This is a genomic window from Streptomyces sp. NPDC059373 (assembly GCF_042751495.1).
GTDB lineage: Bacteria > Actinomycetota > Actinomycetes > Streptomycetales > Streptomycetaceae > Actinacidiphila.
On record NZ_JBHYXC010000005.1, the window covers coordinates 249,480 to 270,810 of the forward strand.

At 71.4% G+C, this 21,331-nt stretch carries 19 protein-coding genes; 15 read left to right on the plus strand and 4 right to left on the minus strand.

Annotated features, from left to right (window positions below; genetic code table 11):
• Positions 1-157: 157 nt before the first annotated feature.
• Positions 158-1,942: a dolichyl-phosphate-mannose--protein mannosyltransferase gene (locus ACFXJ5_RS12625; protein WP_384630331.1), complete on the minus strand. Its 1,785-nt coding sequence runs from the start codon at positions 1,940-1,942 to the stop codon at positions 158-160.
• 58 nt (positions 1,943-2,000) lie between these two features.
• Here ACFXJ5_RS12625 and rsmI point away from each other — a divergent pair, with 58 nt between their 5' ends.
• The 7 genes from rsmI (at position 2,001) to ACFXJ5_RS12660 (ending at position 8,237) form a co-directional block, all read left to right on the plus strand.
• On the plus strand, positions 2,001-2,894 hold the full coding sequence (gene rsmI, locus ACFXJ5_RS12630; RefSeq protein WP_384630332.1) for a 16S rRNA (cytidine(1402)-2'-O)-methyltransferase: 894 nt from the start codon (positions 2,001-2,003) through the stop codon (positions 2,892-2,894).
• 203 nt (positions 2,895-3,097) lie between these two features.
• Entirely contained in the window at positions 3,098-3,496 is a 399-nt protein-coding gene (locus tag ACFXJ5_RS12635) for a hypothetical protein (protein ID WP_384630333.1), read from the plus strand.
• 23 nt (positions 3,497-3,519) lie between these two features.
• On the plus strand, positions 3,520-4,407 hold the full coding sequence (locus ACFXJ5_RS12640; RefSeq protein WP_384630334.1) for a TatD family hydrolase: 888 nt from the start codon (positions 3,520-3,522) through the stop codon (positions 4,405-4,407).
• A gap of 235 nt (positions 4,408-4,642) precedes the next feature.
• The gene (locus ACFXJ5_RS12645) at positions 4,643-5,812 is read left to right on the plus strand and encodes a ubiquitin-like domain-containing protein (protein ID WP_459253985.1); all 1,170 of its coding nucleotides are present in this window, start codon (positions 4,643-4,645) and stop codon (positions 5,810-5,812) included.
• Positions 5,809-6,684, plus strand: a complete 876-nt coding sequence (gene rsmA / locus ACFXJ5_RS12650; RefSeq protein ID WP_384630336.1) for a 16S rRNA (adenine(1518)-N(6)/adenine(1519)-N(6))-dimethyltransferase RsmA — start codon at positions 5,809-5,811, stop codon at positions 6,682-6,684. Before ACFXJ5_RS12645 ends, rsmA begins: the two co-directional genes overlap by 4 nt.
• Positions 6,685-6,824: 140 nt before the next feature.
• Positions 6,825-7,256, plus strand: coding sequence for a DUF6069 family protein (locus ACFXJ5_RS12655; protein WP_384630337.1), 432 nt, complete (start codon positions 6,825-6,827; stop codon positions 7,254-7,256).
• Between the two features lie 39 nt (positions 7,257-7,295).
• Positions 7,296-8,237 carry a 4-(cytidine 5'-diphospho)-2-C-methyl-D-erythritol kinase gene (locus tag ACFXJ5_RS12660; RefSeq protein ID WP_384630338.1) on the plus strand — a complete coding sequence of 314 codons (942 nt, stop codon included), beginning with the start codon at positions 7,296-7,298 and terminating at the stop codon, positions 8,235-8,237.
• Positions 8,238-8,243: 6 nt separating this feature from the next.
• On the opposite strand, the gene ACFXJ5_RS12665 is transcribed toward ACFXJ5_RS12660, so the two are convergent.
• Entirely contained in the window at positions 8,244-8,705 is a 462-nt protein-coding gene (locus ACFXJ5_RS12665; RefSeq protein WP_384630339.1) for a nuclear transport factor 2 family protein, read from the minus strand.
• A gap of 306 nt (positions 8,706-9,011) precedes the next feature.
• On the opposite strand from ACFXJ5_RS12665, the gene ACFXJ5_RS12670 reads away from it, so the two are divergent.
• The 4 genes from ACFXJ5_RS12670 to ACFXJ5_RS12685 all read left to right on the plus strand — a co-directional run bounded on the left by ACFXJ5_RS12670 (position 9,012) and on the right by ACFXJ5_RS12685 (position 14,822).
• Positions 9,012-10,346 (plus strand): acyltransferase, encoded by a 1,335-nt coding sequence (locus ACFXJ5_RS12670; protein WP_384630362.1) that lies wholly within the window; start codon positions 9,012-9,014, stop codon positions 10,344-10,346.
• A gap of 87 nt (positions 10,347-10,433) precedes the next feature.
• Positions 10,434-12,230, plus strand: a complete 1,797-nt coding sequence (locus tag ACFXJ5_RS12675; RefSeq protein ID WP_384630340.1) for an ABC-F family ATP-binding cassette domain-containing protein — start codon at positions 10,434-10,436, stop codon at positions 12,228-12,230.
• Positions 12,231-12,319: 89 nt separating this feature from the next.
• A complete protein-coding gene (locus tag ACFXJ5_RS12680) occupies positions 12,320-13,852 on the plus strand; it encodes an outer membrane protein assembly factor BamB family protein (protein ID WP_384630341.1) in 1,533 nt (510 codons plus the stop codon).
• Between the two features lie 271 nt (positions 13,853-14,123).
• Positions 14,124-14,822, plus strand: a complete 699-nt coding sequence (locus tag ACFXJ5_RS12685) for a response regulator transcription factor (RefSeq protein WP_384630342.1) — start codon at positions 14,124-14,126, stop codon at positions 14,820-14,822.
• Here ACFXJ5_RS12685 and ACFXJ5_RS12690 read toward each other — a convergent pair.
• Positions 14,789-15,118 carry a hypothetical protein gene (locus ACFXJ5_RS12690; RefSeq protein ID WP_384630343.1) on the minus strand — a complete coding sequence of 110 codons (330 nt, stop codon included), beginning with the start codon at positions 15,116-15,118 and terminating at the stop codon, positions 14,789-14,791. The two genes, ACFXJ5_RS12685 and ACFXJ5_RS12690, sit on opposite strands and share 34 nt — an antisense overlap.
• A 20-nt stretch (positions 15,119-15,138) precedes the next feature.
• Positions 15,139-16,809: a sodium:solute symporter family protein gene (locus ACFXJ5_RS12695; protein ID WP_384630344.1), complete on the minus strand. Its 1,671-nt coding sequence runs from the start codon at positions 16,807-16,809 to the stop codon at positions 15,139-15,141.
• Between the two features lie 102 nt (positions 16,810-16,911).
• Between ACFXJ5_RS12695 and galT the strand changes: the two genes are divergently transcribed.
• The 4 genes from galT (at position 16,912) to ACFXJ5_RS12715 (ending at position 21,296) form a co-directional block, all read left to right on the plus strand.
• Positions 16,912-17,958, plus strand: coding sequence for a galactose-1-phosphate uridylyltransferase (galT, locus tag ACFXJ5_RS12700; RefSeq protein ID WP_384630345.1), 1,047 nt, complete (start codon positions 16,912-16,914; stop codon positions 17,956-17,958).
• Between the two features lie 94 nt (positions 17,959-18,052).
• Positions 18,053-19,045 (plus strand): UDP-glucose 4-epimerase GalE, encoded by a 993-nt coding sequence (gene galE / locus ACFXJ5_RS12705; RefSeq protein WP_384630346.1) that lies wholly within the window; start codon positions 18,053-18,055, stop codon positions 19,043-19,045.
• Positions 19,042-20,187: a galactokinase gene (gene galK, locus ACFXJ5_RS12710; RefSeq protein WP_384630347.1), complete on the plus strand. Its 1,146-nt coding sequence runs from the start codon at positions 19,042-19,044 to the stop codon at positions 20,185-20,187. Before galE ends, galK begins: the two co-directional genes overlap by 4 nt.
• Before the next feature lie 278 nt (positions 20,188-20,465).
• Complete coding sequence (locus ACFXJ5_RS12715) at positions 20,466-21,296, plus strand: LuxR C-terminal-related transcriptional regulator (protein WP_384630348.1); 831 nt, start codon at positions 20,466-20,468, stop codon at positions 21,294-21,296.
• The last annotated feature ends 35 nt before the right edge of the window (positions 21,297-21,331 follow it).

The window sequence follows — 21,331 nt, forward strand, 5'->3', positions numbered from 1 at the left end:
GGTGGCGGTGGCCCCCCGGGGGCCCCCCCGCGCGGGGGGCGCGGGGGGTGGGGGCCCCCCCCCCCCCGCCCCCCCCGCCGGGGGCCGGCCTGTTCTCTCCGCCCCCCCCCCCGCTGCCGTGCGGAACGCACCCTCGTTGGGGCCGTGTGCGGGCCTGCTAGATCCAGGTGTCGAGCCACATCCTGGCCCGCCAGGAGTCCATGGGGATCGTCATGCCCGTGTAGAGCGGGAAGAAGTAGATGAAGTTCCAGACGATCAGCAGGACGAGGGTGCCGGCGCCTACGGCGCCCCACATGCGGCGGCGTTCGGTGGAGCCGGGGGGGCCGAGGATGGCGCCGAGCATCATGGCGAGGGCGAGGCAGAGGAAGGGGAGGAAGACGACGGCGTAGAAGAGGAAGATCGTGCGCTGCTGGTACATGAACCAGGGGAGGTAGCCGGCGGCGACGCCGCAGAGGATGGCGCCGGCGCGCCAGTCGCGGCGGAAGGCCCAGCGGTAGAGGACGTAGAGGAGGGCGAAGCAGGCGGACCACCAGAGGAGGGGGGTGCCGATGCCGAGGACTTCGCGGGCGCAGCCGGTGGTGGCGGTGCAGCCGTCGGAGCCGTATTTGGGGGACTCGTAGAAGTACGAGACGGGGCGGCCGAGGACGAGCCAGGACCAGGGGTTGGACTGGTAGGTGTGGGGGGAGACCAGGTTGACGTGGAAGTCGTAGACCTGGGACTCGTAGTGCCAGAGGCTGCGGAAGACCTCGGGGACCCAGGTCATGGAGATCTGGGGGAGGGGGATCCGGGCGCCGATGAACGGCAGGGTGAAGTGGTCGGGGGAGAGGCCGGCGCGGCCGTGGGCCCAGGTGCGGTCGTAGCCGCCCTTGGTGAAGAACCAGCCGGTCCAGCTGGCGAGGTACGTGACGATGGCGACCGGCACCATGGCCAGGAAGGCCCAGCCGGCGTCCTTGCCGAGGACGGAGAGCCAGGGCTGGCGGGCGCCGGCGAGGCGGCGGGCGGAGATGTCCCACAGGACGGTCATCACGAGGAAGGCCAGCAGGATGTAGAGGCCGTTCCACTTGGTGCCGCAGGCGAGGCCGAGGCAGACGCCGGCGGCGATACGCCAGGGGCGGAGGCCGAGGTTGGTCCGGCCGCCGACGAGGGTGTTGGGCCGGTCGTCCGGGAGTGCCGCCGCCAGCCGGGCCCGGGCCTTGTCGCGGTCGATGAGCAGGCAGCCGAAGGCGGCGAGTACCCAGAACATGACGACGAGGTCGAGCAGGGCCGTGCGGCTCATGACGTAGTGCAGGCCGTCGACCGCCATCAGGCCGCCGGCCAGGCAGCCGAGCGCCGTGGAGCGGAAGAGGCGGCGGCCGATGCGGCACAGCATGAGGACGGAGAGCGTGCCGAGGACGGCCATCATGAACCGCCAGCCGAAGGGGTTCAGGCCGAACAGCCACTCGCCGACGGCGATGACCCACTTGCCGACGGGCGGGTGGACGACGTACGAGGCCGTCGGGGAGAGCGGGATGGTCTGGTGGGCGGCGAGGATGGAGTCGTTGGCCTTGTCGGTCCAGGAGCCCTCGTAGCCGTACTGGAGGAGTGACCAGGCGTCCTTGGCGTAGTACGTCTCGTCGAATATCACCGCGTGCGGGCTGCCCAGGTTCCAGAACCGGATCAGGCCCGCGAAGAGGGCGACCAGCAGCGGGCCGCCCCAGCCCGACCAGCGGGCCAGCCGGTCGGCCAGGACCGGGCTGAGGCCGAGCGCCGCCCAGAGGCGGGTGCCCGGCTCCGGGTACGGCTGGACCAGGCGGTCTCGCACGTCGGGGCGGGGGCGCGCCACATGGCCGAAGCGGCGCAGGCGGCGCTGCCACGGGCTCTGCACGTCCGCCGGCGAGGCGTTCTCGGCCCCGTCCTGGGCGTGCTGTGGCTGCGTCGCGGCGTCAGCGGTGTCACTCGTCACCGGGCCATCGTAGGGAAGGCGGATGTGTGCGCGCTGAGCACGGTGCGAGACTGGGCCGGTGAATAGCTCAGCCGCACCCGAAACGGCCCCCCGAACCGCCGGCGTACTCGTCCTCGCGGGGACGCCCATCGGGGACGTGTCGGACGCGCCGCCACGGCTTTCGGCGGAGCTGGCCGGGGCGGATGTGATCGCGGCGGAGGACACGCGGCGGCTGCGGCGGCTGACCCAGGCGCTGGGGGTGCACACCACCGGCCGCGTCGTGTCGTACTTCGAGGGCAACGAGTCGGCCCGCACCCCGGAGCTGGTCGAGGCGCTGGCGGGCGGGGCACGGGTGCTGCTGGTGACGGACGCCGGGATGCCGTCCGTGTCCGACCCCGGGTACCGGCTGGTGGCCGCGGCGGTGGAGCGGGACATCAAGGTGACGGCGGTGCCGGGCCCGTCGGCCGTCCTCACGGCGCTGGCGCTGTCGGGGCTGCCGGTGGACCGGTTCTGCTTCGAGGGGTTCCTGCCGCGGAAGGCGGGGGAGCGCCGGGCGCGGCTCGCCGAGGTCGCGGCGGAGCGGCGGACGCTGGTGTACTTCGAGGCCCCGCACCGCCTGGACGACACGCTGGCCGCGATGGCCGAGGTCTTCGGCGCGGAGCGGCGCGCGGCGGTGTGCCGGGAGCTGACGAAGACGTACGAGGAGGTCAGGCGCGGCCCGCTGAAGGAGCTGGCGGCCTGGGCTGCCGAAGGCGTACGCGGCGAGATCACGGTCGTCGTGGAGGGCGCCCCGGAGCCGGGGCCCGCCGACCTGGACCCGGCGGAGCTGGTGCGGCGGGTACGGGACCGGGAGGCGGCGGGGGAGACCCGTAAGGAGGCGATCGCGGCGGTGGCGGCGGACGCCGGGCTGCCGAAACGCGAGGTCTTCGACGCGGTGGTGGCGGCCAAGCGGGAGCAGGCCCCGGGCGCGTGACCCGGCGCACGATCGGGAGCACAATGGGGCTAAACGCGGCGCTCGGCAAAGGGCTGTCGTGGCCCGAAGGCCTACTTCCCACATAAAGCCCAAAACTGGCTCAAAACAGCGGAAGCCCTCCTGCGCGAGTGCAGCTCCAGGCGTTTGCTGATAGTGGGAAGTCCCGCTCCGGACGCCTCGTCCGGAGGGCAACAGGAGCTGCCATGAGCGAGACCATCGGCACCGAGGAAACCGACACAGGCACGGTTCGCGAGGCGTACGCCTTCGTCTGCATCAGCTGCGGTTTCGGCTGGGAGCAGGCGTACGAGATCCAGCACCGCGTGGATCTCCAGAACAACCCGTACGTCACCTACATCGCGGACGGCAAGCGCGTCCCGTCCCCGCTGACCCGGCCGGCCTGCGCGAACTGCGAGGGGCACAAGGTCCGCATCATGCGTGCCGGGCAGGTGTCCGATGTCATCGCCCTCCTGCCGACCCAGAGTCGGCGCCAGACCCAGACCCAGACCCAGCCCCATGAGCAGGAGACCGTGCGCCGCACCAGGAACTGGTCGCCGCTGCACCTTCTCCACCGTAAAAGCAGGGAGGAGCGCGAGTCCGCGTGAGAGCGGGTTTCTAAGATCGGGGCATGTCGCAGTCGCAGAAGAAGGACGACAGGTCCATCGCCCCGCCGCTGCCGGAGCCGCTCGCGGTGCCGGTCGCGGACTCGCACACACATCTCGATATGCAGGGGGGCACCGTCGAGGCGGCGTTGGCCAAGGCCGCCTCGGTGGGCGTCACGACCGTGATCCAGGTCGGCTGTGACGTCAGCGGCTCGCACTGGGCCGCCGACACGGCGCAGCAGTACGCCGACGTATGGGCGGCCGTCGCCCTGCACCCCAATGAGGCGCCCCGGATCGTCCACGGAGATCCCGATGGGTGGTCCCGGCAGGGGGCGCGGCAGGCGGGCGGGCCGCAGGCGCTGGAGGCCGCGCTCGCCGAGATCGACGCGCTGGCCGCGCTGCCCCAGGTGCGGGCGGTCGGGGAAACGGGCCTGGACTACTTCCGCACCGGCCCCGAGGGCGTCGCGGACCAGCAGCTCTCCTTCCGCCGGCACATCGACATCGCCAAGCGGCACGGCAAGGCGCTGGTCATCCACGACCGCGAGGCCCACGCCGACGTCCTGCGCATCCTGGACGAGGAAGGCGCACCGGATCGGGTGGTCTTCCACTGCTACTCCGGCGACGCCGCGATGGCCAAGCTCTGCGCGGACAAGGGCTACTACATGTCCTTCGCCGGCAATGTCACCTACAAGTCCGCCCAGGACCTGCGCGACGCCGTCGCCGTCGCCCCGCCCGAGCTGCTGCTCGTCGAGACCGACGCGCCGTTCCTGACCCCGATGCCGTATCGCGGCCGGCCCAACGCGCCCTACCTCATCCCGGTCACGGTCCGCGCGATGGCTGCGGCCAGGCGGGTGACGGAGGACGAGCTGGCGGCGGCCCTGGGCGCGAACACCGCCCGCGTATTCGCCTATTGAGGCGATTCGGCCGCGACACGGCGTAGCCGTACGGCTTTGGAGAGTGACGGTTCCTCCGCTAGGGTCCCCGTTCCGGATCGTGCCGTACGTACTGGAGCCGGGAGCCGTCGTGAGCGATACGCAGGGCAGTCACCGGACGCAGCCGCGACCTGTCACGGACCGGTCCGCGAGCTTCGCCCCGGACGGCGGCGGCGGCAGGCTGCCGCGCCAGGCCGAGTGGTCCGACGTCCCGTTCGTGCCCGCCCCCACCGAGGGCGGTGGCGGCCGGGCCGCCGCGCGCAGGGAGCGGGCGGCGGCTGGGCGGCGGCAGAAGCCCGACGCGCTGCGGCAGTTGCTGCCGCGGGCGCTGGTGGTCGCCTTCCTGGCCGGCGGGACGACCGCCTTCCTGGCCAACGAGAAGTCGGTGCAGCTCAGTGTCGACGGCGAGCCCCGCACGCTGCACACGTTCGCCGACGACGTGGACGAACTGCTCGCCCGCCAGGGCGTCGAGGTCGGCGACCACGACATCGTCGCCCCCGGCCGGGACACCGACCTGGCGGACGGCGACACGGTCGCCGTCCGCTACGGCCGCCCGGTCTCCCTCACCCTCGACGGCCGGCGGCGCCGCGTCTGGACCACGGCCCGCACTGTCGACGAGGCCCTGCGCCAACTCGGCGTACGGGCCGACGGCGCGTACCTCTCCGCCTCCCGCAGCGAGCCCATCGGCCGCCACGGCCTCGACCTGGACGTACGGACCGAGCGCACCCTCACCTTCCTGGTCGACGGCCACGAGCGCACCATCCGTACGAACGCCGCCACCGTCGGCGAAGCGGTGCGCGAGGCCGGGATCGCCCTGCACGGCCAGGACACCACCTCCGTCGACCCCGACACCTTCCCCCGCGAGGGCCAGACGGTCTCCGTGATGCGGATCAGCGGCCGGCAGGAGGTCCGCGAGGAGCCCATTCCGTACGAGACCGAGCGGCACAAGGACGCCTCGCTCTTCCAGGGCACCACCGCCGTCGACACCCCCGGGGAGCCGGGGGTCCGCCGCGTCACGTACGACTACCGGACCATCAACGGCGTGAAGCAGAAGCCCAGGCGCATCGCCGAGGAGATCGTCAGCGAGCCCGTCACCCAGGTCGAACGGATCGGCACCAAGTCCCTGCCGTCGTCGGTCGAAGGCACCGACGGGCTCAACTGGCAGAGCCTCGCCGCTTGCGAGGCCGGCGGCCGGCCGGACGCGGTGGACGCCTCGGGGACGTACGGCGGGCTCTACCAGTTCGACACCGGCACCTGGCACCGCATCGGGGGCAGCGGCCGCCCCCAGGACGCGCCCGCCGCCGAGCAGACCTACCGGGCCAAGAAGCTCTACGTCAGCAGGGGGGCGACCCCGTGGCCCGTCTGCGGCCGTAGGCTTTACCGGTGAGCAGCACCGATCATGATCACCAGGGCGCCCTTCTCGGCCCCGCCGACATCCGCGAACTGGCCGCCGCCCTGGGCGTACGCCCCACCAAGCAGCGCGGCCAGAACTTCGTCATCGACGCCAACACGGTCCGCCGCATCGTCCGCACGGCCGCCGTCCGGCCCGAGGACGTCGTGGTCGAGGTCGGCCCGGGGCTCGGCTCGCTGACCCTGGCCCTGCTGGAGGCCGCCGACCGGGTCACCGCCGTCGAGATCGACGACGTGCTCGCCGCCGCGCTGCCCGCCACGATCGCCGCCCGCCTGCCCGACCGCGCCTCGCGCTTCGCGCTGGTCCACTCCGACGCGATGCGGGTACGTGAGCTGCCCGGGCCGCCGCCCACGGCGCTGGTCGCCAACCTCCCGTACAACGTCGCGGTGCCGGTGCTGCTGCACATGCTGGAGACCTTCCCCACCATCGAGCGCACCCTGGTGATGGTCCAGGCCGAGGTCGCCGACCGGCTCGCCGCCGGTCCCGGGTCCAAGGTCTACGGCGTGCCGTCGGTGAAGGCGGCCTGGTACGCCGAGGTCAAGCGCGCCGGGTCGATCGGGCGCAATGTCTTCTGGCCCGCGCCCAACGTCGACTCCGGGCTGGTCTCGCTGGTGCGGCGGACCGAGCCGCTGAAGACCTCCGCGCGGCGGGAGGACGTCTTCGCGGTCGTCGACGCGGCTTTCGCCCAGCGGCGCAAGACGCTCCGGGCAGCGCTGGCGGGGTGGGCCGGGTCGCCGGCCGAGGCCGAGGCCGCGCTGGTGGCGGCGGGGGTGTCGCCGCAGGCGCGGGGCGAGGCGCTGACGGTGGAGGAGTTCGCGGCGATCGCGGAGCACGGGCCGGTGCGGTAGGCGCCAGGGGCTGGGGGCCGGGGCTCGGGGCTCCGCAAGGCTTGAAAGTTCAAGTATGCGCGTCTAGGGTCAGTCAGAGGTCATAGCTTGAAAGTTCAAGATACTCCCCGGTCCCCTGAACCGAACCCCCTGGAGCTGACGTGTCCGATCTCTCGCCCACCACCGCCGCCACCGCCCCCGCCGCCCGGCGCGGCGCGGCCGTCTTCGCGGGTGGCATCGCCGCCGTCGTCGTCGTGTCCAGTGTGATCAACGGGGTCATCGCGGCCGTCGCCCTCGCCATCGGTGCCCCGGACGACTTCCAGCCGCTCAAGGCCGGCTCGTTCATATTCCTCACCACCGTGGGCGTTCTGATCGGCGCCGGCGGCTGGGCGACCGTGCGCAAGGCTGCCAAGGACCCCGGAGCGCTGGTCCGTTGGCTCGTCCCGGCCGTGGTCGCGGTCTCCTTCGTCCCCGACTTCCTGCTCTGGGGCGAAGGCGGCGCGAAGGGCGTGATCGCGCTCCTGCTGATGCACGTGACCGTCGCGACGACCGCGGTGACCGCGTACCGCAAGGTCATGCCGCTGAGCGCGTAGCGGCGCCTCAGGCACAACCGGGTCCGCGGGGCTGGGAGAATGGGCCGAAGCCCTTCCGTCCAGAGGAGTCCCAGCACCGTGACCGCCCCCGTCGTCACCGTCCGCGTCCCCGCGAAGGTCAACGTCCAGCTCGCCGTGGGCCCGCTCCGTCCGGACGGCTTCCACGACCTGGCGAACGTCTTCCTCGCCGTGGGCCTGTACGACGAGGTCACGGTCACCACGGCCGACAGCCTTCGCATCACGGTCGAGGGCCCCGGCGCGGAGCACGTACCGCTCGACGCGGGCAACCTCGCCGCCCGCGCCGCCATCGCGCTGGCCGAGCGGCACGGCATCGCGCCGGACGTGCACATCCACATCGCCAAGGACATCCCCGTCGCCGGTGGCATGGCCGGCGGCAGCGCGGACGCCGCAGGCGCCCTCCTGGCCTGCGACACCCTCTGGGGCACCGGCTCCACCCGCGAAGAGCTGCTGGCCATCTGCGCAGAGCTGGGCAGCGACGTTCCGTTCAGCCTCGTCGGCGGCGCGGCCCTGGGCCGGGGCCGGGGCGAGATCCTGACGCCCCTGGAGGTGGGCGGCACCTTCCACTGGGTCTTCGCCCTCGCCGACGGCGGCCTCTCCACGCCCGCCGTCTACGCCGAGTGCGACCGCCTCCGCGCCGACACCCCCGTCCCCGAGGCCGCCGCCGCCCCCGCCCTGCTCGAAGCCCTCCGCACCGGCGACGCCACCGCCCTGGCCTCCGCGCTTACCAACGACCTCCAGCCCGCCGCGCTCTCCCTCCGCCCCTCCCTCGCCGCCACCCTCCACTGCGGCACCGAAGCCGGCGCCCTCGCCGCCCTCGTCTCCGGCTCCGGCCCCACCTGCGCCTTCCTCGCCAAGGACGCCGAATCCGCGACCTCCGTCGCCGACGCCCTCACCGCCTCCGGCACCTGCCGCGCCGCCCGCGTGACCTCGGCCCCGGCGCCGGGCGCGACGGTGCTGTAGCCCGCCTCACCGCTGGAGCCGCTGCGTCTCCGTGCCGAAGGGGAGAAACGTGACCCGGTGGGCGAGCAGCCACTCCCCCTCGACCTTGCGGAACCTGTCCTCGTAGTGGCCGACGTTGGTGGGGAGTTGGGGCGGCAGCATGCCGCCGGAGTACCCGTCGACGCGGTACGTGGCGAAGTAGGAGGTCGCGGTGGCGACCGAGGCGGAGTCCACGTCGACCAGGACGTTCGTGCACATCCGGCGCGACAGCCGGTCGGCGGGACGGGAGCCGAAGTACGTACGCAGGGCGTCGCGGCCTTCGATGCGTCGGGCGCCCTGCGGCCATTCCCAGACGCCGTCGGGCGTGAAGAGATCGGCGACGCTGCTCGGTTCGCCCAGGTCGAGGCGGCGGAGGAAGTCGAGGATCAGCCGTTCGCAGGCACGCTCGGCGAGGAGACGGTCCATGGGATCGAGATCTTCGGCGGGCATGGGCATTTCCTACCAGGGCTTGTCGCGCGTCGCGAAGCGGTTTTCTCCCTCCGGGCAGGGGCGGTCATGGTCGTCGAGGTGACATCGCGGGACCAGGATGCCGATCACCGTCCGGCCCTTCGGCGCCGTCATCGAGCTTCCGGACCCTGTCGGGATCACCCTGGAGACGGAGAAGCTGAAGGACTACGCCGGCTGATGCCCGCGCTCGCCGCCGCTGAGTAGCCGTACTCAGCTGCCGGCCGGGCGAGTTGAGTAAGCCGGACCTGATGCCGGGGTGCTCCGGCGCGCGATCGTTCCGTTATGAGCATGAACATGGACGCGCGCGCCGTCGCCGCCGCCACGCCTGCCGGGCGGGACCGCTACGTCGACCTGCTGCGGGTGGTGTCGCTGGGGACCGTCGTCCTGGGGCACTGGCTGATGGCGGCGGTGTCGGTGGGGGCGGACGGCACGGCGGAGGTGGGGAATCTGCTGGCGGTGAAGCCGGGGTTGCAGCCGCTGACGTGGGTGTTGCAGGTCATGCCGGTGTTCTTCTTCGTGGGCGGCTTCTCGCACGCGCTGTCGTACCGGTCGCTGGACCGGAAGTCGGCAGGCCAGGGCGGCGTGTACGCGGCGTTCCTGAGGGCGCGGTTGCAGCGGTTGCTGCGGCCGACGATGGTCTTCGCGGCGGTGTGGGGCGTGGGGGCGCTTGCGCTGCAAGTGCTGGGTGCGGGCGGGCCGTTGGGGGAGGTGGCGGCGCGGCTGGTGGCGCAGCCGTTGTGGTTCATAGGGATCTATCTGGCGATGGTGGCGTTCACGCCGCCGTTGCTGCGGCTGCACGACCGGTACGGGTGGGGGGCGTTCGCGGGGCTGGTCGGCGGGGCGGCGCTGGTGGACGTGCTGCGCTTCGCGTTCGGGGTGCCTTTCGTGCCGTTCCTCAACTTCGCGTTCGTATGGCTGGCCGTGCATCAGCTGGGCTTTCTGCGGGCGGACGGGCGGTTGCGCAGGCCCGGGGTGATGGCGGTGGGCGGGCTGGTGAGCGCCGCCGCGCTGGTGGCGTTCGGGCCGTATCCGCTGTCCATGGTGGGGATGCCGGGGGAGCGGATCTCGAACATGGCGCCGCCGACCTTCGCCCTGCTGTGCCACGGCGTGTGGCTGGTCGGCGCGGTCGAGCTGCTCCGCGGGCCCGCCGCGCGGCTGCTGGAGCGGCCGAGGGTGTGGCGGGGGGTGGTGGTGGCGAACGGGATCGCGATGACGGCCTTCCTGTGGCACCTCACCGCGATGCTCGGGGTGTACGGGGTCGTGCTGGCCCTCGGCCTGCCCGTCCCGGCGCCGGGGAGCGGCGCGTGGTGGGCCCAGGTGCCGGTGCGGATGGCGGTGGCGGCCGGGGTCACCGCCGCGCTGGTGGCCGTCTTCCGCCGTGCGGAGCGCCCGCCGGGGCCCCGCCCGGCCGCCGCCGGGTCACGGTGGGGTGGGCCGACGGCCGCCGTGGGGGTCGCGCTGGCCCTGTTCGGGATCCTCGGGCTGTCCATCGTCGGCTTCGGCGGAATGCTGGACGGCCACACCGCCGTGCTGATCGCCGTACGGATCAGCGCCCCGGCGGCCGTGGCGATGGCACTGGCGGGCTGGGCGCTGGTGGAGCGGGCCGGGCGGCCACCCGTCTGAACGCGCGCGATCCTCCGCCGTACTCGGGCACCGGCCCCGCCGCATTAGGCTGGTAGGCCTATCGTCCCCCAGCGAGCATGGAGAAAAATGGCCGTCAACCTGGTCAACGTCGAGGCAGTCGGCAAGGTGTACGGCACCCGCACCCTGCTCGACGGCATCTCGCTCGGCGTGGCGGAGGGCGACCGCATCGGGGTCGTCGGCCGCAACGGCGACGGCAAGACCACCCTCATCCGAATGCTCGCCAAGCTGGAGGATCCGGACGCCGGCCGGGTCACGCACCTCGGTGACCTGCGGCTCGGCGTGCTCACGCAGCACGACAGCCTGGACCCGGCGGCCACCGTCCGGCACGAGGTCGTAGGGGACAAGGCCGACCACGAGTGGGCCGGCGACGCCAAGATCCGGGACGTACTGACCGGCCTGTTCGGCGGGCTGGACCTGCCCGGCTTCCCGCAGGGCCTGGACACCGTCATCGGACCGCTGTCCGGTGGTGAGCGGCGCCGGATCGCGCTCGCCAAGCTGCTCATCGACGAGCAGGACCTGGTCATCCTGGACGAGCCGACCAACCACCTCGACGTCGAGGGCATCTCCTGGCTGGCCTCGCACCTCCAGGTCCGCCGCTCCGCGCTCGTCTGCGTCACCCACGACCGGTGGTTCCTGGACCAGGTCTGCACCCGTATGTGGGACGTGCAGAGCGGCAATGTGCACGAGTACGAGGGCGGCTACAGCGACTACGTCTTCGCCCGGGCCGAGCGGGAGCGGATCGCCGCCACCGAGGAGACCAAGCGGCAGAACCTGATGCGCAAGGAGCTGGCCTGGCTGCGCCGGGGCGCCCCCGCCCGCACCAGCAAGCCGCGCTACCGGATCGAGGCGGCCAACGAGCTGATCGCCGACGTCCCGCCGCCGCGCGACACCGCCGAGCTGATGAAGTTCGCCAACTCGCGGCTCGGCAAGACCGTCTTCGACCTCGAGGACGTCACCGTCCAGGCGGGCCCGAAGGTGCTGCTCAAGCACCTCACCTGGCAGCTCGGCCCCGGCGACCGCGTCGGGCTGGTCGGCGTCAACGGGGCCGGCAAGACCTCGCTGCTGCGGGCGCTGGCCGATGCCGCGTACAGCGACGGCGACACGCAGCCGGTGGCCGGACGGATCGCGGTCGGCAAGACGGTGAAGCTGGCGTATCTGTCCCAGGAGGTCGGCGAGCTGGACCCGTCCTGGCGGGTGCTGCAGGCCGTGGAGGCCGTACGGCAGCGGGTGGACCTCGGCAAGGGGCGGGAGATGACCGCCGGGCAGCTGTGCGAGAAGTTCGGCTTCACCAAGGAGAAGCAGTGGACGCCGGTCGGCGACCTCTCCGGCGGTGAACGGCGGCGGCTGCAGATCCTGCGCCTCCTCATGGACGAGCCGAACGTGCTGTTCCTCGACGAACCGACCAACGACCTCGACATCGAGACCCTGACCCAGCTGGAGGACCTCCTCGACGGCTGGCCGGGCTCCATGGTCGTGATCTCCCACGACCGCTACTTCCTGGAGCGGACCACCGACCGCGTCATGGCCCTGCTCGGCGACGCCACCCTGCGCATGCTGCCGCGCGGCGTCGACGAGTACCTGGAGCGCCGCAAGCGCGCCGCCGAGGCGGCGGCCCCCGCCCCGGCCCCCGCCGCCGCCAAGCCCAAGGGCGGCGGTGACAGCCGGGCCGCGAAGAAGGAGCTGCAGAAGATCGAGCGTCAGCTCGACCGGATGAGCGAGAAGGAAGCCAAGCTGCACGCCGAAATCGCCGAGAACGCGACCGACTTCGAGAAGGTCGCCGAGCTGGACATGGAGCTGCGGGCCCTCCGCGACGAGCGCGACGACCTGGAGATGCGCTGGCTGGAGCTGGCCGACGACGCGTAAGGCGACGCCCAGGCCGGGCGCGTAGCAGGGCTGTAACGGTGGCGTTCGGGCGCGCGAAGCTGTGAGTTCCCGGTGATACAAAGAACCCCATGTCGCAGCCGCCCCCGCCGCCTGGCAACCCGTACGGCCAGCAGCAACCGCCGCAGTACCCGTACCAACAGCCTTACCAGCAGCCGCAGTACGGATACCCGCCGCAGCCCCAGCAGCCGTACTACGCGCCGCAGCCGCCGCAGCTCCCGCAGCGCGGTGGCGGCAACGGCAAGCTGATCGGCATCGTCGCGGGCGCGGTGGCCGCCCTCCTCGTGGTCGTCGGAGGTGTGTGGATCGCGACCTCCGGCGACGGCGGTTCCGGGCCCGACGCCAAGCCGAGCTCCTCCTCCACCGGCGGCGGCCGCAGTGGTGACGGGGCCATCGCGGCCGCGTCGCTGTGGACCGCCACCGCCAACCGGCCGCCCAAGGCCGAGTACGGGGCCTCGCTGCCCGACGCGTGGTTCACCGGCAACGCGATCGTGAAGACCACGCCGGACTCGGTGACCTCGTACGACATCGACAGCGGCGCCAAGAACTGGTCGATCCCGCTGTCCGGCGAGTCCTGCCCCGGCTCCCGGGAGTCCTCGCAGGACCGGATCGTGGTGCAGTACGGCAGCAAGTGCTCCCAGGTGATGGCGATCGACATCGCCAAGGGGGCGAAGCTGTGGGACCACAAGCTGCCGGTCGAGAACGGCCGTACGAACTTCGACTACTCGATGATCGCGGTCTCCGGTGACACCGCCGCCGTCGCCTGGATCGGCGGCAGTTCGGCCGCGTACCGGATCAGCACCGGCAAGCTGCTGTGGACGCCCAAGGAGGGCGCCGACTGCAGCGACGTCGCCTACAAGGGCGGCACGAAGCTGATCGCGGTCATCCAGTGCGGCACGTACAGCAACCCGACGTACTACGTGCAGGGGATCGACGAGTCCGGCACCAAGCAGTGGACCTGGCAGGTGCCGTCGCACAACGAGGTCAACTCGGTCATCTCCACCGACCCGGTGGTGGTCGGTCTGGCCGCCGGGTCGCAGGCGCTGCTGTCCGACGTGGTCTACCTGGAGAACGGCAAGATGAAGTCCCGGATCTCGCTGGGCAACGCGGGCGCCGACGCGAAGTACCGCATCGACTGCCATGTCGTCGGTGAGGGCCACTGCCAGGACTACGCGCTGGACAAGGACACGATCTACTTCTCCACCAAGTCCCACTCCGGCAGCGGCAGCAACGCGTACGGCCGTACGAACGAGATCACCGCCTTCGACCTGAAGACCGGCAAGGCGAAGTGGCTCGCCAAGCCGGACCAGGAGCGGGAGGTCACCATCGTCGGCCTGGACGACAGCGGCGGCAGGGTGATCGGCTACCAGCAGCCCACGTACGACAAGGGGGGACGGCTGATCGCGGTCGACACCACCACCCATCAGGTGACGCCGTACATGGAGCTTCCGGAGAGCGGGAAGGGTCTTGAGGACGCGTTCTACAGCGGCGACTACCTCTGGATCCACAAGGAGCACTTCTTCATCACCGCCGCCACCGTCAGGTCCCTGGGCAGCGCGGGTGCCGACGGGACCACGCAGAAGTCGGTCGCGGCCTTCGGGTGATCGGCCGTTCGCTGTCCGAGTCCGCTACGAAACGGGCCGTTTCGGGGGTGATCCGGCCAATAGCAGCGGGAATTCCGTTAATGCGAGAGGCTTCTGGCGAGTAAGGGGCGCGAAAAGTCGAACAAGCGTGTACCTTCCGGGGCTAGACCCGGGCTCACAGAGGGGGCACAGCTGGGCGCCGGGCGGACCGCGCCACGGCATGTGAGGGGGACGGAGTGGAGTCGGGCGAGGCCGGGCCTCACCACTCCCAGGGGGGATGAGGGGACGCCACATGGGCGTACGGCTTGTGGTGGTCGACGACCACCGTCTGCTGGCGGAAGCGCTCGCCTCGGCGCTGAAGCTGCGCGGGCACCGAGTGCTGGCGGCCGCCGCGCCGGCGTCCGGGGCGGCGGAACTGGTGCTGTCGCGGTCGCCGGAGGTCTGTCTGATCGGGACCGCGGCGCCGGCCGAACCGGGGGTCTTCGACCCGGTCGTCCGGATCAAGAAGGAGCGGCCGGGGGTCGCCGTGCTCATCCTCGGGCCCGTGCCGAACCCGCGCGGGATCGCGGCGGCCTTCGCGGCCGGCGCGTCCGGCTACGTACGGCACGACGAGCGCATCGAGGGCGTCGAGCGCGCCATGGCCAAGGCCCGGGCCGGCGAGGTGGCGATCGCGCCCGCCCTCCTCCAGGCCGCCTTCGCCGACCTGCTCAACCCGGTGGCCGAGCCCGACGACGAAGGCACCCGCCTGCTCCAGCTGCTCACCCCGAGGGAGATCGAGGTCCTCGTCCGCGTCGCCGAGGGCGAGGACACCCGCCTCATCGCCGCCGGTATGGGCATCGCCTCCAGCACCGCGCGCACCCATGTCCAGCGCGTCCTGATGAAACTCGGCGTCGGCTCCCGCCTGGAGGCCGCCGCCCTGGCCGCCCGCACCGGCCTGCTGGACCGGGCGGGCGCGGGTCACTCCCCGGATCCGGAGTCGGAGCGCTCCTGAAGCAGCTCCTCCGGCGGGGGCGGGGGCGGCGGCGGGCTGAGCTTGACCCAGAGGAGGAACAGCAGGCCGAGGATGAGCATGCCGAGGCCGGTCCAGAGGTTGATGTTGATGCCCTGGGCCTTGTTGATGGCGGAGTCGGAGGCCGTGATGCCGGCGATGGTGACGATGACGCCGTAGACGGTGAAGAGGCCGCCGATGATGCGGCGGATGTCGAAGAGCTTGGCCGCGGTCGTGGAAGCGTGCTCGAGTTCCTCGATCTTTCGCTGGTAGTCGTCCTCGTGCTGGTACTCGCTCATGTCCGGTTACCTCGGGAGCCTCAGAGGGAGAAGGGGATGTAGCACAGCGCGGCCAGCACCAGCGCGGTCCAGCCCAGCAGTGCGGGGCTGCGGTACCAGGCGTCGTCGCCCTTGGCGGGCGGCTCGGCCATGCCGGGGGACGTGGTGCCGTAGACCAGGCCGGCGAGGTCCTCGGCGGGCTTGGGCTGGGTGAAGGCGCTCACGATCACCATGACCACCGCGCCGGTGACGAAGGCGACGATCGCCGAGACGAAGTTGGCGCCCTGGTCGCTGGGGATGCTGATGACGTGCTGCTTGTAGAACCAGAAGTAGTTGATCATCGCGGCCACGGTGCCGCTGAGCAGCCCCCAGAAGCCGGCCTTGGTCGAGGTGCGCTTCCAGAACATGCCGATGATGAAGACCACGAACATCGGCACGTTGAAGAACGAGAAGAGCGTCTGCAGGTACGCCATGATGTTGCTGAAGCTGGACGCCAGGAACGCGGTGCCGATGCTGGCCATGACGCCGATCACGGTGATGAACCGGCCGAACCTCACGTAGTACGCGTCGGGGCGGTCCTTCTGGATGTACGCCCCCCAGATGTCGTTGGTGAAGACGGTGTTGAAGGACGACACGTTCGCCGCCATGCCCGCCATGAAGGCCGCCAGCAGTCCGGTCACGGCGATGCCGAGCACGCCGTTGGGCAGCAGGTCCTGCATGAGCAGGGGGATCGCGTCGTTGTACGTGAGGTTCGAGCCGCTGGTGCCGATCGTCGGTACGAGGGCCGCGGCGATGAGCCCGGGGACCATGACGATGAAGGGGATGAAGATCTTCGGGAAGGCGGCGATGAGCGGGGTGCGCTGCGCCGCCGAGAGGTTCCTCGCGGACAGGGCGCGCTGCACCTCGGCGAAGTTGGTGGTCCAGTAGCCGAAGCTGAGGACGAAGCCGAGGCCGAGGACGATGGTGAGCCAGTTGGCGCCGAGCGGGTTGGGGTCGCCGATGCCGGTGCCGCTCCAGGCTGTGGTGAAGGCCTTGCCGTGCGAGGCGTCGAGCTTGTCGGTGAGACCGCCGATGCCGCCGACCCGCTTCAGACCGACGACGGTCAGCGGGATGAGGGCCGCCAGGATGACGAAGAACTGCAGCACCTCGTTGTAGATCGCGGAGGACAGACCGCCGATGGTGATGTAGATCAGCACGAAGAATCCGGCGATGCAGATCGCCACCCACTGCGGCCAGCCCAGCAGCGCCTCGACGACGATCGCCAGCGCGTAGAGGTTGACGCCCGCGATGAGGATGGCCGCGCAGGCGAAGAGGATCGAGCTCAGCAGGTGCGCGCTCTTGTCGTACCGGTGCAGCAGGAACTCGGGCACGGACCGGACCTTGGAGCCGTAGTAGAACGGCATCATCACCAGGCCCAGGAAGACCATGGCCGGAATCGCGCCGATCCAGTACCAGTGCACGGTGTACGCACCGTACTGGGCGCCGTTGGCGGCCATGCCGAGGATCTCGGTGGCCCCCAGGTTGGCGGCGACGAACGCCAGTCCGGTGACCCACGCAGGCAGTGAGCGTCCGGAGAGGAAGAAGTCCAGGCTCGTCTTGACGCTGCGTTTGGCAGCGAAGCCGATGCCGAGAACGACGACGAAGTAGATCGCAAGGATCGAGTAGTCCAGTGCGTTGGTGGGCAACCGGAGCCCGTCGGCCAGGTATCGCATGCGCGAATCCCTCCCCGAAAATGTTGGGTGATTGACGTACCTGTTGCCTTGTGGTTAATTGTGTTTAGTTATGTTTGGTAGGTGCGATGAGGAGCCTCCAGGGTGAAGAAGACGACGACCCGGCTCGCCGACGGTCGTGAGCTGATCTACTACGACCGCCGGGACGACGCCGTACGTGACGCGGTGGACCAGCGGCCGCTCGACCCGGTGTCCACCGCATCCGAGATCCGCCGCGACCCGCTGCTCGGTGACTCCGTGGCCATCGCCTCCCATCGACAGGGCCGGACCTATCTCCCGCCTGCCGACGAGTGCCCGCTCTGCCCCTCCCGCAACGGCAGGCTCAGCGAGATCCCCGACTCGGACTACGACGTCGCCGTCTTCGAGAACCGCTTCCCGTCCCTGTCCGGCGACACCGGCCGCTGCGAGGTGGTCTGCTTCACCTCCGACCACGACCAGTCCTTCGCCGGTCTCACCGAGGCCCAGGCCCGGCTGGTCCTCGACGCCTGGACCGACCGCACCGCCGAGCTCTCCCAGCTGCCCTCCGTCGAGCAGGTCTACTGCTTCGAGAACCGCGGCAAGGAGATCGGCGTCACCCTCGGTCACCCGCACGGCCAGATCTACGGCTATCCCTTCGTCACCCCGCGCACCGAGCTGATGCTGAGGTCCCTGGAACAGCATCGCGAGGCCACCGGTGGCCGCAACCTCTTCGACGACACGGTGGCCCGGGAGCTGGAGGACGGCTCCCGCATCGTCATCGACGCCGCCCACTGGACCGCCTTCGTCCCCTACGCCGCCCACTGGCCGTACGAGGTCCACCTCTACCCCAAGCACCGGGTGCCCGACCTGCTGGGCCTGGACGAGGAGGCGCGCACCGAGTTCCCGGCCGTCTACCTGGAGCTGCTGCGCCGCTTCGACCGGATCTTCGGTCCCGGGGAGCCCCCGACGCCGTACATCTCCGGCTGGCACCAGGCGCCCTTCAGCAGCGAGCTGCGCCGCGAGTTCGCCCTCCACCTGGAGCTGTTCACCATCCGCCGGACCGCCGGCAAGCTGAAGTACCTCGCGGGGTCGGAGTCCGGGATGAGCGCCTTCGTCAACGACGTGCCGCCGGAGGCCGCGGCCGCTCGGCTGCGGGAGGTCGCGTCCGCGTGACCCGTATGAATGACCTCTGGGAAAGCTCTCAGAGGCCCCTCAGATCCCGCCACTACGGTGGCCGGGACACGGACATCGGAAAGGCGGAGACCCAGTGAGCGACACCGGTACGAAGAGGGTTCTGGTCACCGGCGGCGCCGGCTACGTCGGCAGCGTCGTGGCGGCCCACCTGCTGGAGGCGGGCCACCGGGTCACCGTCCTGGACGACCTGTCGACCGGCTTCCGCGCCGGTGTCCCCGAGGGCGCCGAGTTCGTCGAGGGCCGTATCCAGACCGAGGCCGCCCGGATCCTCGACTCCTCGTACGACGCCGTGCTGCACTTCGCCGCCTCCTCCCAGGTCGGCGAGTCCGTCGTCAACCCCGAGAAGTACTGGCGCAACAACGTCGCCGGCTCCCTGGAACTGCTCACCGCGATGCGTGACGCGGGCGTGCGCAAGCTCGTCTTCTCCTCCACGGCGGCCACGTACGGCGAGCCGAAGTCCGTCCCGATCACCGAGGACGAACCGACGCTGCCCACCAATCCCTACGGTGCCTCCAAGCTCGCCGTCGACCACATGATCACCAGCGAGGCCGTCGCCCACGGGCTGGCCGCCGTCTCGCTGCGGTACTTCAACGTCGCGGGCGCCTACGGGAAGTACGGCGAGCGCCACGACCCCGAGTCGCACCTCATCCCGCTCGTCCTCCAGGTCGCGCAGGGCCGCCGCGAGGCCATCTCCGTCTTCGGCGACGACTACCCGACCCCCGACGGCACCTGCGTCCGCGACTACATCCACGTCGCTGACCTCGCCGACGCGCACCTGCTGGCCCTGGATCACGCCACGGCCGGCGAGCACCTCATCTGCAACCTGGGCAACGGCAACGGCTTCTCCGTACGCGAGGTCATCGAGACCGTCCGCCAGGTCACCGGCCATCCCATCCCCGAGGTCGTCGCCCCGCGTCGCGGCGGTGACCCGGCCGTCCTCGTCGCGTCCGCCGACCGGGCCAAGGAGCGCCTGGGCTGGAAGCCGGCCCGTGCCGACCTCGCCGGTATCGTCCGCGGCGCATGGGACTTCGCGCAGAATCTGCAGAAGCTGGAGAAGAGCGAGTGACGACAGCGGACACCTTCCGTGAGGTGTACGGCACCGGCCCCGAGGGCGTCTGGGCGGCGCCGGGCCGGGTCAACCTCATCGGAGAGCACACCGACTACAACGACGGCTTCGTCATGCCGTTCGCGTTGCCGCACACCACCGTCGCCGCGGTCTCCCGCCGCACCGACGGACGGCTGCGCCTGCACTCCGCGAACGTCGACGGCGGGACCGTGGAGCTGTTCCTGGACGAGCTGACCGCCGACGACGCCGCCAACGGCTGGGCCGCCTATCCGGCCGGCGTCCTGTGGGTGCTGCGCGAGGCGGGGCATGTCATCACCGGCGCCGACATCCACTACGAGTCCACCGTTCCGACCGGCGCGGGGCTGTCGTCATCGGCCGCGCTGGAAGTCGTCACCGCGCTGGCGCTGAACGACCTGTACGGGCTCGGCCTTGAGCCCTGGCGCCTCGCCCGCCTGTGCCAGCGCGCCGAGAACGTGTACGTCGGCGCCCCCACCGGCATCATGGACCAGACCGCGTCCGCCTGCTGCACCGCCGGCCACGCCCTGCACCTGGACACCCGCGACCTGTCGCAGCGTCAGATCCCCTTCGACCTTGCCGCGCAGGGCCTGCGGCTCCTCGTGGTCGACACCCGGGTCAAGCACTCCCACAGCGAGGGCGAGTACGGCAAGCGCCGGGCCGGCTGCGAGGCGGCCGCCGCCGCCCTGGAGGTCGACGCCCTGCGTGACGTCCCGTACGAGGGCCTCGACGCGACCCTCGAACGGCTCGACGACGAGGAACTGGTCCGCTTGGCCCGGCATGTGGTCACCGAGGACCACCGGGTCGAGCAGGTCGTCCGGCTCGCCGCAGACGGTGACTTCCGCGCCATCGGGCCGGTGCTCACCGCCGGCCATGCCTCACTGCGCGACGACTTCCGCGTCTCCTGCCCCGAGTTGGACCTCGTGGTCGCCGCCGCCAACGACTCCGGCGCGCTCGGCTCCCGTATGACCGGCGGCGGGTTCGGCGGCTCGGCGATCGTGCTGGTCGAGGACGCGGCGGCGGACAAGGTGACGGACGCGGTGCTGGCCGCCTTCGCGACGGCCGGTTTCGTCACGCCCCGGGTCTTCAGCGCCGTACCGTCCGAGGGAGCCCGACGGCTGGCCTGAACCGATCAGTATCGGCAACAAAACACAACTCCATCAAGCAAGTTTTGCCATTCGGGCGCCTTTGTCAGCCCCTGCCCCTACGCTTTTTCCACAGCGCCGGTGGGGGCCGGCGTCGCATCAGGGGGCGAGACACAAGGGTTCGGCACCTGGAACGGGGTAGCAGTTCGGTACGGCGGCTGTCGTACGGAGGCTGCGGTGCACAACCCGCTCCGGGTGCCGGATCCTCCGTGGACTCCGCCTCCATCGTGGGGGAGTGCCAAATGCCGGGAGTGGGGCCCGTGGGACGGATTCGCGTTCTCGTCGTCGACGACCATCGGATCTTCGCCGAATCGCTCGCCGCGGCTCTTGCGGCCGAGCCCGACGTCGACGTTTCGGCGGCCGGCAGCGGACCGGCCGCCCAGCGCTGCCTGGAGCGTGCCGCGGCCGACGGCCGCCGCTACGACGTACTGCTCGTCGACGCCGACCTCGGCGCCGCCGCGCGGGTGCCGATGGGCGCCGTCGTCAACGCGGCGGCAGCCCGGGTGCCCGAACCACGACTGCCCGAGCCGCTGCACGCGGCGAACTCCGCAGCGCCGGACGGGGCGAACGCCGCCATGGCCACGGTCGACGGCATAGCCCTGGTCGAGCGGGTGCGCACCGAGCACCCCGCCACCCGCACCGTCGTCCTCGCCGAGCGCGACGACGCGCGCCGCGCCGCCCGCGCCCTGCAGGCCGGTGCGTCCGGCTGGGTCGCCAAGGACTGCTCACTGTCCCGGCTGCTCGCCGTCATGCGGGGCGTGCTGCGCGACGAGACCCATCTGCCGCCCGCCCTGCTCACCGGTGTCCTGCGGGAGTTGACCGCCGCGCGGCGGCACCGCACCGAGAGCGAACGGCTCGTGGAGTCGCTCACCCCGCGCGAGCAGGAGGTGCTGCGCTGCATGGTCGCCGGGCTGGGCCGCAAGGCCGTGGCCGAGCGGCTCTATCTGTCCCCGCACACCGTCCGTACGCATATGCAGAATGTGCTGGGCAAGCTCGGCGTGCATTCGACGCTCGCCGCCGTGGCCCTGGCCCGGCGGGCCGGGGTAGGCCCGGCTGACCTGGCCGCGAGCGCGGGCGCTTCCGGAGCCTGAGGCGGCGGCCTGCTTTCCCCGCGAGCGGGGAAAGC

Excerpts from the sequence above, each read along its gene's own strand:
- ACFXJ5_RS12635 (WP_384630333.1), top strand. The coding sequence starts at position 3,098 with ATGAGCGAGACCATCGGCACCGAGGAAACCGACACAGGCACGGTTCGC.
- ACFXJ5_RS12640 (WP_384630334.1), top strand. The coding sequence starts at position 3,520 with ATGTCGCAGTCGCAGAAGAAGGACGACAGGTCCATCGCCCCGCCGCTG.
- ACFXJ5_RS12660 (WP_384630338.1), top strand. The coding sequence starts at position 7,296 with ATGGGCCGAAGCCCTTCCGTCCAGAGGAGTCCCAGCACCGTGACCGCC.
- ACFXJ5_RS12665 (WP_384630339.1), bottom strand. The coding sequence starts at position 8,705 with ATGCCCGCCGAAGATCTCGATCCCATGGACCGTCTCCTCGCCGAGCGT.
- ACFXJ5_RS12670 (WP_384630362.1), top strand. The coding sequence starts at position 9,012 with ATGAACATGGACGCGCGCGCCGTCGCCGCCGCCACGCCTGCCGGGCGG.
- ACFXJ5_RS12675 (WP_384630340.1), top strand. The coding sequence starts at position 10,434 with ATGGCCGTCAACCTGGTCAACGTCGAGGCAGTCGGCAAGGTGTACGGC.
- ACFXJ5_RS12680 (WP_384630341.1), top strand. The coding sequence starts at position 12,320 with ATGTCGCAGCCGCCCCCGCCGCCTGGCAACCCGTACGGCCAGCAGCAA.
- ACFXJ5_RS12685 (WP_384630342.1), top strand. The coding sequence starts at position 14,124 with ATGGGCGTACGGCTTGTGGTGGTCGACGACCACCGTCTGCTGGCGGAA.
- ACFXJ5_RS12690 (WP_384630343.1), bottom strand. The coding sequence starts at position 15,118 with ATGAGCGAGTACCAGCACGAGGACGACTACCAGCGAAAGATCGAGGAA.
- ACFXJ5_RS12695 (WP_384630344.1), bottom strand. The coding sequence starts at position 16,809 with ATGCGATACCTGGCCGACGGGCTCCGGTTGCCCACCAACGCACTGGAC.